The organism is Pseudoalteromonas sp. bablab_jr010, from assembly GCF_016464105.1.
In the GTDB taxonomy this organism is placed as follows: domain Bacteria; phylum Pseudomonadota; class Gammaproteobacteria; order Enterobacterales; family Alteromonadaceae; genus Pseudoalteromonas; species Pseudoalteromonas simplex.
The window spans coordinates 19,705-33,102 of record NZ_JACDWV010000167.1; the positions used below are offsets into that span (position 1 = coordinate 19,705).

The 13,398-nt window shown below is 42.1% G+C and carries 12 protein-coding genes; 5 read left to right on the forward strand and 7 right to left on the reverse strand.

Annotated features, from left to right (window positions below):
• Position 1 precedes the first annotated feature (1 nt).
• Positions 2-214: a hypothetical protein gene (locus JIG37_RS17785; protein WP_054554498.1), complete on the reverse strand. Its 213-nt coding sequence runs from the start codon at positions 212-214 to the stop codon at positions 2-4.
• Between the two features lie 43 nt (positions 215-257).
• Positions 258-1,322 (reverse strand): potassium channel family protein, encoded by a 1,065-nt coding sequence (locus JIG37_RS17790; RefSeq protein ID WP_199529972.1) that lies wholly within the window; start codon positions 1,320-1,322, stop codon positions 258-260.
• Positions 1,323-1,467: 145 nt separating this feature from the next.
• On the opposite strand from JIG37_RS17790, the gene JIG37_RS17795 reads away from it, so the two are divergent.
• Together JIG37_RS17795 and JIG37_RS17800 are read left to right on the forward strand one after the other, a co-directional pair.
• Positions 1,468-2,421: a chemotaxis protein CheV gene (locus JIG37_RS17795; RefSeq protein WP_054554500.1), complete on the forward strand. Its 954-nt coding sequence runs from the start codon at positions 1,468-1,470 to the stop codon at positions 2,419-2,421.
• A gap of 115 nt (positions 2,422-2,536) precedes the next feature.
• Positions 2,537-3,850, forward strand: coding sequence for a TIGR00366 family protein (locus tag JIG37_RS17800; RefSeq protein WP_199529973.1), 1,314 nt, complete (start codon positions 2,537-2,539; stop codon positions 3,848-3,850).
• A 50-nt stretch (positions 3,851-3,900) separates the two neighbouring features.
• Here the strand turns inward: JIG37_RS17800 and JIG37_RS17805 are convergent, their stop codons facing one another.
• Positions 3,901-4,917, reverse strand: a complete 1,017-nt coding sequence (locus tag JIG37_RS17805; RefSeq protein ID WP_199529974.1) for a site-2 protease family protein — start codon at positions 4,915-4,917, stop codon at positions 3,901-3,903.
• A gap of 173 nt (positions 4,918-5,090) precedes the next feature.
• Between JIG37_RS17805 and JIG37_RS17810 the strand changes: the two genes are divergently transcribed.
• Complete coding sequence (locus JIG37_RS17810; protein WP_054554503.1) at positions 5,091-6,311, forward strand: EAL domain-containing response regulator; 1,221 nt, start codon at positions 5,091-5,093, stop codon at positions 6,309-6,311.
• Here JIG37_RS17810 and JIG37_RS17815 read toward each other — a convergent pair.
• Complete coding sequence (locus tag JIG37_RS17815) at positions 6,308-7,372, reverse strand: hemolysin family protein (protein WP_054554517.1); 1,065 nt, start codon at positions 7,370-7,372, stop codon at positions 6,308-6,310. The two genes, JIG37_RS17810 and JIG37_RS17815, sit on opposite strands and share 4 nt — an antisense overlap.
• A 144-nt stretch (positions 7,373-7,516) precedes the next feature.
• On the opposite strand from JIG37_RS17815, the gene JIG37_RS17820 reads away from it, so the two are divergent.
• Positions 7,517-10,012: a prolyl oligopeptidase family serine peptidase gene (locus JIG37_RS17820; protein WP_199529975.1), complete on the forward strand. Its 2,496-nt coding sequence runs from the start codon at positions 7,517-7,519 to the stop codon at positions 10,010-10,012.
• Between the two features lie 165 nt (positions 10,013-10,177).
• Positions 10,178-10,882 carry a response regulator transcription factor gene (locus tag JIG37_RS17825; protein WP_194442637.1) on the forward strand — a complete coding sequence of 235 codons (705 nt, stop codon included), beginning with the start codon at positions 10,178-10,180 and terminating at the stop codon, positions 10,880-10,882.
• A gap of 7 nt (positions 10,883-10,889) precedes the next feature.
• Here the strand turns inward: JIG37_RS17825 and JIG37_RS17830 are convergent, their stop codons facing one another.
• The 3 genes from JIG37_RS17830 to JIG37_RS22555 all read right to left on the reverse strand — a co-directional run.
• Positions 10,890-12,401: a YifB family Mg chelatase-like AAA ATPase gene (locus JIG37_RS17830; RefSeq protein ID WP_199529976.1), complete on the reverse strand. Its 1,512-nt coding sequence runs from the start codon at positions 12,399-12,401 to the stop codon at positions 10,890-10,892.
• A gap of 39 nt (positions 12,402-12,440) precedes the next feature.
• On the reverse strand, positions 12,441-13,055 hold the full coding sequence (locus JIG37_RS17835) for a trimeric intracellular cation channel family protein (protein ID WP_199529977.1): 615 nt from the start codon (positions 13,053-13,055) through the stop codon (positions 12,441-12,443).
• Positions 13,056-13,195: 140 nt separating this feature from the next.
• A partial coding sequence (locus JIG37_RS22555; protein ID WP_206769767.1) for a hypothetical protein occupies positions 13,196-13,398 on the reverse strand: 203 nt, incomplete at its 5' end.

Below are 13,398 nucleotides of genomic sequence, written 5' to 3' on the forward strand. Positions count from 1 at the left end.
TCTAGCTCTTGGGTTTTACTTTACGGTGCTTTTTGACTCGCCCGTGTTTAGGGATGATTGTTAAGTACATTACTAAAGCTAACCACGAAAAGAAGATGATACCGATTAACCAAGCATTCTTTTCGTGGCCTTGCGTGCGTTTACTATTGAGCACAATGACCACAGGTAAAATGTAGGCACTGAGTACGATAATTAAAAACACAACTTCATTCATATACACCAATTCACTTAATTAAAAGTATTATTGCGGATTGGTACTATACCAACGCTGACCAATCAACTTCGTCGCTCAAAACTCGTTCAGCAGCGATATAATGCAAAATATCTCTCTCACTCACCACGTAATCAAGCGGCGGGTTTAAGTCCATATTTTTTGCACTCAAATTATGTGCGACACCCAGTAATATAGCATCGTGACTATATTTAAAGTGATGAAACAGTTTGCCAAATTCCATTGCTTGCACGCCTTTTGGAATTGGTAAACTAAATTGAGTATCACCGTGCAATGTCGATAGTAACTCTTCTTGCACGCGACTTGAACCCGGGTCTTGCATTGAACGCACTAATATCTCGGCTGATTTAGCACTGCTACATTCTACATTGTGGCAATGCTCATGTAGCATTTCGATTTTAGTTTCATCAGTAAAGTGCGCACTAATGTGGCACTGTTCATTTACCAACTTGCTAATACGTAATGCCGTTGTAAACGTTTGGTCATCATCTTGGCCATCAATAATAATTTTATCGGCCCGGCCAATCGCAATTCGGTTCAACTCATCTAGGTCAGTAAAGCTAGTTAAGCGTGCAAAATCAACCATCGGGTTTGCTAAAAATGGATGCTCCATTTGCTCCGTAACGGCCAATAAAATACGACGATCTAAACGTTTATGATCGGCCAAGATATAATCGACCATCTTCTTAGTACGTGTATCATGCCAACCAAAGATAATAATGTGATTGTTTATATGTGCGAAGCTTTTATCACCCGTCATAGCGCGCCTAATTAAATAAGTTACTGTTTGCCCTGTTTTTCCTAACAGAACGCCAAATAATGCTAAACCAAAAGGTATTTGCAGTAATGCGACAATCCAACGGCCAAGCTCAGTGCTCGCACTAAAGTCGCCATAGCCAACTGTTGACGTAGTTACTACATAATAATAAAAATAAGTGCCAAGAGGTGTAAGAGCTTGCTCTCCTGCAAGCATAAGCAGCCACCAAATTAGTAGCATATGCAAAAGCGTGGTAAGCACCACAGCCTGCCAACTTACTTGATCAATATGGCTGCGAATAAGAACTACTATTCGATTAAAAAAATAGTGCATGATCCTTGCAATTTATCGTGGGGGAAATTATCGATACGGTACTGTAATGCAGGATATTTAGCAACAGGCGCTAAATTGAACATACATGTCGATGAAAAATAATAGTAGACTATACTATCTCTGTATTAGGTGTTTAGGGTGAAATATGTCAGGTGTTCTTGCTTCTGTTGATAAGCGTACGCAACTGGTCGGTGAAAACCGCTTAGAGCTTTTGCTATTTTACCTTCACAGCCGTCACTTATTTGCTCTAAATGTGTTTAAAGTTAAAGAAGTAGTAAAGCTGCCACCAATTAGCAAGATCCCTCATGCGCACCCAAAAGTATCGGGGGTAGTCAATATACGCGGTGAATCAATTCCGGTTATTGACTTACGCAAGGCGATTAATATGCCTGAAGCTAAAAACATCGAAGATACAAACCTAGTTATCACTGAATACAACCGCACTGTGCAAGGCTTTTTAATTGGTAAAGTTGATCAGATCATTAATATGACATGGTCAGATATCATGCCACCGCCAACCGCAATTGGTAAAAATCACTACCTAACAGCCTTAACGAAAGTAAAACGCGATGGCCAAGAACATCTAGTTGAAATTATCGATGTAGAAAAAGTGCTCGCCGAAATCGTTGAGTATGAAGTACAAATATCTAATGACATTCTTGATAAAAGTATCGTGAATGAATTTGCAGGCCGCAAAATTCTTCATGCCGATGATTCGCCAACGGCTCGTAAACAAGTAAGCGATACCTTGTCGCAACTTGGCATCGAAATCATACCTGCTCGTAACGGACTTGAAGCACTCGAAATGTTAAAAGGCTGGGCTGATCAAGGCAAAGATGTTGAGAAAGAATTACTCATGGTGATCACCGATGCAGAAATGCCGGCAATGGATGGCTACCGCTTAACACACGAAATTCGTAACGACAGCCGCATGAAAAACCTATATATCGTGCTTAACACATCTTTGAGTGGTAGCTTTAATCAAGCTTTGGTTGAGAAGGTTGGTTGTAATGCGTTTTTATCAAAGTTCCAGCCAATACTGCTAGTCGAAGAAGTTCAGGCTCGCTTAAAAGCGGTGCTTGAGCAAGATTCACAGTAATTAATTTTAGCATTTGTTTTTGAAGGCATAAGCTCAAGCAACGACGTCGCAATTTGCCAATCATCGTTATTCATGATTTATTGGCACTATCGATTCGACGACAACAATAAAAACCATGCTAAATCGCGTTGCTAAACCATTCACTAATCTAGTAGAGCGTTATCTACCCGACCCATTTGTATTTGTTATATTACTCACTTTGCTGAGCTTTATCGTTGCGAGCCTCTTTACGCCATCAACGCCCACGCAAGTGCTCGCGGCTTGGGGTGGTGGTTTTTGGAACCTGCTACAATTCGCCATGCAAATGTTGCTGGTGCTGCTAACGGGCTACATGCTAGCGAGTACCCCGGTGATGCGCAGCATACTCAACAAGCTTGCGACTTTCGCCAACAGCTCTGCCAAAGCGATTATACTCGTTACGCTCGTGTCATTATTGGCTAGCTGGCTAAATTGGGGCTTCGGTTTAGTTATTGGCGCTTTGTTCGCCAAAGCAATTGCGAAACAAACCCGCGTTGATTACCGTTTGTTAGTAGCCAGTGCCTATTCAGGTTTTATTGTTTGGCATGCTGGCTTAGCCGGTTCAGTGCCGCTGACCATCGCAACCGATGGCCACTTTGCACAGCAAAGCATTGGGGTGATAGGTACCGAAAACACAATTTTTTCGGCATTTAATATCGCTATTGTTGTGGGCTTGTTTATTATCATGCCGTTGGTAAATCGCTATATGCTGCCAAGCGAAAAAGATAGTGTTTATGTTGACCCCGCAAAGCTTGATGATGAAACGCAGCAAATAGCAACACCCACCCGCCCTGCCGAAGTCATAGAACATAGTCGTTTGCTTGGTATGGGAGTAGGTGCCGTTGGTCTTGCCTATTTATTTTATTATTTTGTGTTAAACGGAGGCGGCTTAAACTTAAATAGCGTGATCGCAATTTTCTTATTTAGCGCAATTTTACTGCATCAAACACCGCATAATTTACTTAGCAGCTTACAGCAAGCAATCCCTAGTGGCGCTGGCATTGTGATTCAATTTCCATTTTATGCCGGGATCATGGCGATTATGGTAAAAACGGGACTTGCTCAACAAATATCTGAAGGGTTTATTGCCATTGCAACAGCCGAAACACTGCCATTTTGGAGCTTTTTAAGTGCAGGGTTTGTGAATATATTTGTGCCATCAGGCGGCGGCCAATGGGCGGTGCAAGCGCCGATTGTCATTCCTGCAGCACAAACACTTGGCGCGGATATGCCACGGGTTGCTATGGCTGTCGCATGGGGCGATGCTTGGACTAACCTTATTCAGCCGTTCTGGGCACTCCCCGTACTTGCTATTGCCGGCTTAAAAGCAAAAGACATCATGGGCTTTTGCCTTGTACAGCTTATCATCACCGGCGTGTTTATATCGTTAATGCTGAGTTTTTATCCTTAACACCAAATTAGGAAGTGATAAAGACACTTCCTAATATCTGGCAATACGAGTTAACTTGCTAAGATCTTCATTGGTAAGCTTAGGATTGGGCTTTGTGAGTCGGCAAAGTGCATCATCACAGCAACGTGACCTGCAACAACCAGTGCGTACATTACTGCTGAAAAACCTTGCCCGTAAGTATCAAGAGGAATGAGGTGTGAGTAGTGACGCCCGCGCCACTCAAAGATAATCTCAAGTGCCCCTACAAATAAGAAAAACACCAGTAGCATCAAGCCAAAGGTGTAACTCAGCCACAAGCCAAATAACACACCTAATAAACATACACTTAGGCCTATCCATGAACGCATCGAAAAACTAATGCTTTTAAGTACATGGCCACCATCCAAGGGCAGAACAGGTAACAAGTTAAATAGGTTTAACAGTGCACTGAGTACCGCCACACCGGCGAATATTTCCATTTCAGTGGCGTAGTAAAGCACCACTCCTAGCACTGAGGTAATTAAGCCAAAAGCGGGCCCCATGAGTGAGATCACCACATCTTGCCATCGAGTGGTAATTTTATCATCAGAAACAGCCAAACCACCGACAAAGGGAATAAGGTAAATACCTTTCGTTTTAATGCCAAAATATTTCATTGCGCGCACATGACCGTATTCATGCACAACCAAGCAAGCGATTAACATTAAGGCAAATTCAATGGAAAATAGCCAAGCGTAGCCAGCCACCGAAGCACCCGCTAACGCAGCTTTCACGACTTTTGCACTTTTGAATAATTTAAAACCTAATGCCAGCAAACCAATAATGCCGCGTTTTGGTTCGGCTTCTTGCAACTCAGGTAAAGCAAGTTGACTTACCTGCTGCTGATTAACAAAAACCACTAAGCTTTTTTCGTGCACTTTACTGGTATCAAGGCCAATACGCTGCCCCTGAAAATCAAACTCATAAAGTTTTGGCTCTGGATTATCGAAGGCAATTGCTTGTTGTTGATGAAAAAGCTGAATTAACTGTGAGCCGTTTAAATGCAAAATAAAGATTTCATCTGCGAGACTCAACTGAAGTCTGACCATAGTTCTTATAAATACGAATAAAAAGTGCGGCTATTATACTTCGCACAGATAAAATTACGAGTTTCAACCCCTTAAGTGATTGTTCATTTATTATACAAAAAGAAATCGATAAACATGACTTAATGCAATTTTTCTACTACTTTTATAATAGTATTCTCATTCAAGGAATGAATATGGTTAAGTCAAATAGGCACATTCTCGTCGTAGATGATTCGAAAGCAATTTTAATTGTCATGCATGCTATTTTGAATGAGCTCGAAGTCCCTCATATCACCACCAGCTTAAGTGCTGAGGAAGCACTAGAAAAAATAAAAAAAGCCCCGAAATACTTTGATGCTGTTTTTACTGATCTCAATATGCCAGACATGGATGGCATGGAACTTATCCGCCATTTAGGCGCCATGAAATACCAAGGTGCAATTGCCATTATTTCTGAGATGGACCCTAAGGTTATAGACCTAGCTGCTGACTTAGCTCGTAAGCATAACGCTCACTTAATTGGTAATGTTTCTAAGCCAGTACAATTAAATCAAGTTTACTTACTACTTCAAAAGTTGGAACACTTTGCTATTCATGTTGAACGAACTCAGGCGCCTATTTCTGAATCATTACTACTGCATGCTATCAGCCACAATGAAGTGATCCCGTTTTATCAGCCTAAAATTAATCGTCATGACAACCGGGTTGAAAGTATTGAAGTATTAGCACGGATCAACACGCGTCAAGAACAAGAAATCATTTTGCCCGAACGCTTTATTTGTGTTGCTGAAGATTTGGACTTGATAAACCTTATTACTTTTCAATTATTTGAAAAAGCCACTAGCGATTTTATTGAAATAAAGGAAAACTTTGATCAAAACTTAAAGCTCGCTTTCAATTTATCACCCTCGCAACTAGAAGATTTAAGCTGCCCAGATAAACTTGCGTTAATCTTACACTTAAATAATTTAACTCCAAGTGAAATCATCCTCGAAATCACTGAGCAGTATGCACTTAGAAGTGCGGCACAGCTCGAAACACTCAACCGTTTACGAATGCGCGGTTTTGGTATTTCGCTCGATGACTTTGGCACTGGCTTTACTAATGTTCAACAACTCAAAACGCTACCGTTTACCGAAATTAAGATCGATCGCACCCTGATTAGCAATATTGAAACCGATCAGTTTTCCCAAGTGATTGTTAGTAGCTTAGTGAATATAGCGATACAAGAAGATCTCGCTATTGTAGCCGAGGGCATTGAGCGAGTGGAAGAACTCGAATACCTCGACCGCTACAAAGAGTTTATTCTTATGCAGGGCTTTTTGCTGTGCCGCCCGAAAGCCAAAGAAGACTTTTTAAATTGGTCACTCTCATGGCGACAAATGGTAAAAACCGCAGCGGGGCATCGCCGCTAAGGTTGACGCTTATCGTCACTGACGATGGTATTACTCGATGCTAAACGTTGTCGCCAACGCTGTTTGGCGACTTTTTGCATATTAGCTGATTGATCGTGCTCATCAACAATTTCGAGCCCCATTAATGCTTCGATTAAATCTTCAAGGGTGACAATACCTTGCACATCACCGTATTCATCCACGACTAAACAAATATGCGTGCGCTCAGACAGTAAGGTTTCGAGTAAAGTCGGCACATGTAAGGTTTCTGGTACGGTGTAAATAGGCTTAACGAGCTTGCTAATTTTATAGTCTTCACCTAGACGATGATAAGCCAGCATAATGTCATTTTTATGCACAAAACCAATAATATCATCACCATTTTTGTCATAAACCAATACCCTAGAAAACGAAGAAGAACCATGCTCCGCCAAGTATTGGTTTACAGTTAAATCTTTATGTACTTTAAAAAGCACCGTACGTGGTGTCATTAAGGTATCGAGTTTGGCATGACGAAAATGCAGCAGGCTGCGAATGATTTCAGATTCATCTTGCCCAAGGGCTCCAGATTCAGTACCAATATCAGCCATGGCTTCAATTTCTTGGCGAATATAATAGGCTTCATCGTAATTACGCCCTAAAAAGCGCGTTAAAATATCTGCAAACCACACAAAGGGTTTTAGAATAAACACCAACCAAATTAGGCTCACACTAACAATGGGTGTTAATCCTCGCCAATAATTAGCCCCTAATGTTTTCGGAATAATTTCAGAAAGCACCAACACCAATAGCGTCATAATTGCAGAGGCAACGCCAACCGCAGCATCTGAAAACACCACTGCAGCTTGTGCGCCAACACCAGCTGCGCCTGCCGTGTGCGCTATGGTATTTAACGTAAGTATTGCTGCCAGCGGTTGGTCTATATTGTCTTTAAGCTTACCAACACGTTTTGCCAGTTGTGGTTGTTGCTTTCTGAGCATGGCAACATAACTTGGCGTAATACTTAACAGTACCGCTTCCATCACTGAGCACAAAAACGAAACCGTAATAGCAACAAACATATAAACAAGTAACAATGTCACGCTAAGCCCTCTTAAAAAGTTAACCTGCTCACCATAGCAATTGAAATCCACAAGCTCAAACCCGACTGCAATCTAACGCAGAGCACTTTTTGGCTAATTTGCAGCGTGCTATATTGGTTTAAATTACCTTCAACAGGCGAAACTATGACACTTTCAACTACTTGGCTAAGCCAATCAGCCAAGCTAAAAACAACATTTAGTGCATTAGCGTTATGTGCGTTAAGCAATACTGCGATGGCCGCTGCCATTGATAAATCAGCGGTGCAATTTATTGGCCCTCTTGACGAAGATATGCAACTTAAGCCATATCAAACGGATCATCGTGATGCCATTATTGCTAACCTATTACCAAGCTTGCAAAACAGCAGCGATAGCATGCGTGTTTTTGGTAATGAACTTGACTGGCAATCATTCGATAAAGTGAGTGCGCTAACACTTGGTGGTTTACAGGCACTCAAATTTACCGCCTCAACTGAACGTTTTAGCCAAGGCTCATTAACACTTAAAGGCATTGAAAACGCGCAGCTATTTATTGATGGTGAAAAGCAAACAGAAAAAAATAAAAGCTATGAGCTAGCTTTAAGCCAAGGCGATCATCAGTTTATTATCATCACTGAGCAAGTAGCCAACTGGAATGAGGTTGAGCTTGATTTTACGGCTAAGTCAGAACTAGATGCTGTGCAATTTAGTGCTAAACAACAACACGGTTTGTCGGCTAAGCAATTATTCGATGCGCCAACGGTTAGTTATATTTCAATGGCACCAAATGGCGATTACTTCATAACTAGCCAACGTCATTACGAAGATGCAACCGCTAATCAAGCGCAATATGTTACTGAGCTTAAAGACGCAAAAAACAATACACTTTATCGCTTTGAGTCAGCCCAGCCGAGTAACATAACTTGGAGCCCAGATAGCAAAAGCTTAGTGTATTTATTAAATGGCGAGCTTAAGCGTTTAAACCTAAAAACCATGCAACTTAGCGTCATTGCTAAAAACCTCGCGGGTGCAAGTGGCTTTCAGTTTTTCGATAACAACAGCTTAATTTTTAGTTGGTCGAAGTCTCCAACAGACAATGGCAAGCTCGCTAAACATTACCAAGGCCTGCAAGACCGTTGGTCGTATGCTCGTACCACATCGCAAGTCTATTTACTCGATATCGCCACAGGTCTAAGCAAAATCTTAAGCCAAGGCCCACTTAGCCATTCACTTGAAGATTTTGACGCTAAAAGCGGCCACGTTTTAATGAGCCGCTCTGCACAAGCAATGCAGCTATCACCACAACCAGCAACAGAACTTGTTGAGCTAAACCTAGCGACATCGGCAACTACGGTACTTGGTCAATACAATACATTTAATCAGGCTAAATATACTGACGACGGAATTTATGTCACTGCCGGACCAGATTTTAATAATGGCTTAGGTCGTAACCTTCCTGAAGGGATGCTTGCGAATAACTATGACGGTCAACTTTATTTACTCAGCCGTGACGGTAAAAAGGCAAGAGCGCTAAGTAAAGAGTTTAACCCGGCTATCGGCCAGTTACACGTACTTAAAAACGGTGATGCGCTTATTAAAGTGACCGAGCAAGATACCGTACAACTTTATCAATTCGACTTAAGCAAAAAGCGTTTTAATAAAGTGAATACGGGTTTTGATGTTGTTGAGCAAGTTAGCTACTCACACGAACGCACCCCGCGCATTTTGGTTACCGGCACCACAGCGTCAACACCTCAGCAGTTAAAACAACTCAGCTTAGGTAAAGGTCGCGCTAAAGTAGTGTGGGACTCTAAGCCAATTGGCTATAAAAATACGCAAGTAGCCTCACTGGAAGAGTTTAACTTTACTAATAAAGATGGCATTGAAATTAAGGGCCGCGTTTATTTACCCCATGATTTAGATAGCAATAAACAATACCCTGCACTGGTTTATTATTATGGTGGTACATCGCCAGTAACCCGTGGTTTTACCGGTCGCTACCCATTTAACCTATGGGCTGAGCATGGCTATGTTGTTTACGTTGTACAACCTACGGGCGCAACAGGCTTTGGCCAAGAGTTCTCGGCTAAACACGTCAACGCATGGGGTGAATACACCGCCAACGATATCATCGACGGTACTAAAGCCTTTTTAGATAAATATAACTTTGTAGATAGTAAACGTGTGGGTAATTTAGGGGCCTCTTACGGCGGCTTTATGACCATGCTACTCGCAACTAAAACAGATATGTTCAGTGCATCGATTGCTCATGCTGGAATTTCAAACATCACCTCGTATTGGGGCCAAGGCTGGTGGGGTTACTTATACTCAGCTGAAGCATCTAAAAATAGCTATCCCTGGAACAATCCTACACTTTACAGCCAACACAGCCCGGTTTTTCATGCTGACAAAGTAACAACGCCGTTATTACTCCTTCATGGTGATTCAGATACCAACGTACCGGTTGGTGAAAGCCACAATATGTACACGGCATTAAAATTATTAGGTAAAGATGTTGACCTGATTGAGTACAAAGGTGCAGATCACCAAATTTTTGCTCGTGATAAACGCTTCGACTGGTGGAATACCATGTTGGCTTATTTCGATAAAAACTTAAAAGATCAGCCACAATGGTGGCAATACCTTTATCCTGAAAAGTAGTTTAATCACTTGGCTGAGCACTGTGCGAGTGCTCAGCTTTCATCCTTTGCAACTATCGCTAAGCCATTAAATTGTAAGAAATAGTTATAAACCTTATCATGACTCTTCTCAGCCTTTGCCATACAGTGCTAACATTACAACAAATCAAGTGTGAAATTAAAGCGAATGACTATTCAAGTTTTATTGGTTGAAGACGACGAACTACTCGTTAAACGCATTCTTAATCATTTTAATGAAACTGAGTTTAATATTGAGGTAGATTCAACGGGTGCAGATGCATTAAGCATTGTACAATCGCGTGCTTCATCAAAAAAAGCAATCTCTTTAGCCGTTATCGACATTGTGTTACCAAAACGCGATGGGCTTTTGCTTGCCAAAGAGCTTAATGCACTAACAGACATTGGCGTTATTGTGCTGTCTAGTCGTGACTCGCAAGCTGACCGTATTGCAGGTCTTGCACAAGGTGCCGATGACTACATTTGCAAACCAGTTGACTTACTTGAACTTGAACTAAGAATGCGCGCTCTGTTTAAACGCATAAAAGGCTCTCAGCAAGATGATGAGAGCGAAGAGTTTATTGAATATGCCGACTTTAAACTGCACCCTGATAACCGCACATTAGTCACCCCTAATGGTGAAGAGTCTCGTCTTACTGAAGCAGAACACAAGGTACTTATTTGCCTTATTGCAAATGCGGGTAAAGCGACATCACGTGAAAAAATTTCCGAAGAAATTGGTCAGCCTGACTGGAGCCCAAGCGATCGTACCGTTGATGTACTTATTGGCCGCTTACGTAAAAAACTCAGCGATGAAAAAGACCAAAAGCGTATCGTAACCGTTCGCGGTAAAGGCTACATGCTATCAATTTAAAAGCTCACTAAAACTGCGTTAATTGGCTTATTAGCCGTTCAAACGCACGATAATTCAACGCCTCTTTTAATTCGTTTAAAGTAATTGCAGGCTGTGCTTTTAGGTCGCTAATGGTACGTGCCACTTTAATAATGCGATGATATGAACGCGGTGATAACGCCAGTTTTTCGCTGGCTTTTGCTAAAAACTGCAACTCAGCAGTTGCCAACTCACAATGAATGCTCATTTCTTTATTATTCAAGCGCGCATTCACTTTGCCTTGTCGGTTGAGTTGAATTGCATAAGCTCTTTCGACTCTGGCTCTTACTTGTTCACTGCTTTCTTCTACTTGCGTGCTCTGCAATTGACTACTGGTGAGTCGCGGCAGCTCAATTTGTAAATCAATCCTATCGATAAATGGTCCAGATACCCGAGATAAGTACCGCAATACTTGATCTGGCGTTGCACGCTTATCGGTATGGCTTCCTGTGGGGCTAGGGTTTAATGCGGCGATCAGCTGGAATTGCGATGGAAATTCCATTTGTCGTGCCGCTCGCGATATAGTCACCACGCCCGTTTCCATTGGTTCACGCAGTGAATCGAGCACTTTTCTTTCAAATTCGGGTAACTCATCTAAAAACAGAACGCCATTATGAGCGAGAGAGATTTCACCCGGTTTAGGATTTGAGGAACCACCAACAAGGGCAACAGCAGAGCAAGTATGATGTGGGTTTCTGAAGGGGCGTTCACGCCAATTCGATAAATCAACCGACTGACCAATTATCGAATATAATGCGGCAGTGCTTATTGCTTCATCATCAGACATAGTTGGCATAATCGTAGGCATACGCTGAGCAAGCATTGACTTGCCAGTACCTGGAGGGCCAAGAAATAGTAAATTATGACCACCAGCCGCAGCAATTTCGAGCACTCGTTTAGCCCCAGGTTGACCTTTCACGTCACTTAAATCGAGTAGCGAGTCACGCTGCGGCTGTTGCTCTGGATAACAAATATTAAGTGGCAGGGGTTGCTGGTTTAATAAGTCATTCCAAACATCTTGTAAAGAGTAAACGGCCTTTCGAGAAACGCCCGAAACAAGGCTTGCAAGATTATCGTTTTCGGCGGGTAAAAAACAACAGCGCCCCTGCTCTTTCGCTCCTAACACCGAAGGCAAAATAGCATTCACCCCTCTTACCTCACCATTTAAAGCCAGTTCTCCGTAGAACTCATAACGATGAATATCGGGGCAGTTTATTTGCCCAGAGGCGACCAAGATACCCACTGCAATAGCCAAGTCAAAACGGCCACCCTCTTTAGGTAAATCAGCAGGCGCAAGGTTGACGGTTATTCGTTGGTCAGGAAAGCCAAACTGTGAGTTTTCGAGTGCGCTACGCACTCTATCTTTTGACTCTTTGACTGACGCTTCTGGCAAGCCAACGATATGAAAAGCAGGTAAGCCGTTGCCTAAGTGTACTTCTACAATCACTTCAGGAGCTTGCACACCTACTTGTGCACGAGAAAATATTCTAGCTAAAGACACGATCCATGATGTCCCTATCATTCATTCTTAATACTAATCTTAGTCGGGATATTTAAAAACGTGTAATGTAAGGTGCCATTTCATTGCAGCTAAACGCAGTGATAAGGTCATAAGCATAGCCAACACCATGGCCATTTCGGTCACTAAACCCAGTGAGATACTTAATGTGTAAACAATCCCACCTGCGATGCAAGTAATAGCATAGAGCTCACCTTTTAACAGCATCGGCATATTTCCAGCCAACACATCACGGATAACGCCACCAAAACACCCTGTGATCACACCCATAATAATCGCGGTGGTATCAGGCACACCGGCAAGCATGGCTTTTTGCGCCCCCATCACCGCAAAAAATGCTAAACCAAAAGCATCTGCCACTTGCAATGCATTAAGTGAAATCGAACGCTGTTCATTGATTAAACGAGTGGTAACAAATACAGAAAGTAATATAGCCCAGAAATAGCTTTGATCATGTAACCAAAATACGGGCACATCTAAAATAACGTCGCGCACAGTTCCACCGCCAATAGCAGTGACTGTGGCTAACACAACAACCCCAAAGCCATCCATTTTTTTGTCGTACGCTAATAGCGTTCCAGAAACAGCAAACACGGCTACGCCGATTAAATCAAACCAATGGTAAAGTTCAGTCATGTTTGTAACTAAAAAGTAATGTTAGTGCCGTTGTAACATAAACTTTTCAATCTTTTAAGCGAAGATTAGATCTAAGTAGGTTAGCTGGTGTGTATTTTGATTTACTACGACTATCAATCCTAAAAAAACAGCCCAGTACTTCATACTGTGCTGGGCTTTATATACCCAAACCATTTCAAGGTGCGAGTTTCAGTTGGAATTAAAAGCGATTTAGGCAAGGCATTGATTGCAAGTAATAGTGGTTCTATTGTTAAAATCAATAACGCAGTATAAATCGCTTTTAAACCAACCCTTTGGGCGCTTCGCAGGCACTTACTCTCATCGTTGTTACTTCTTAAAAGGG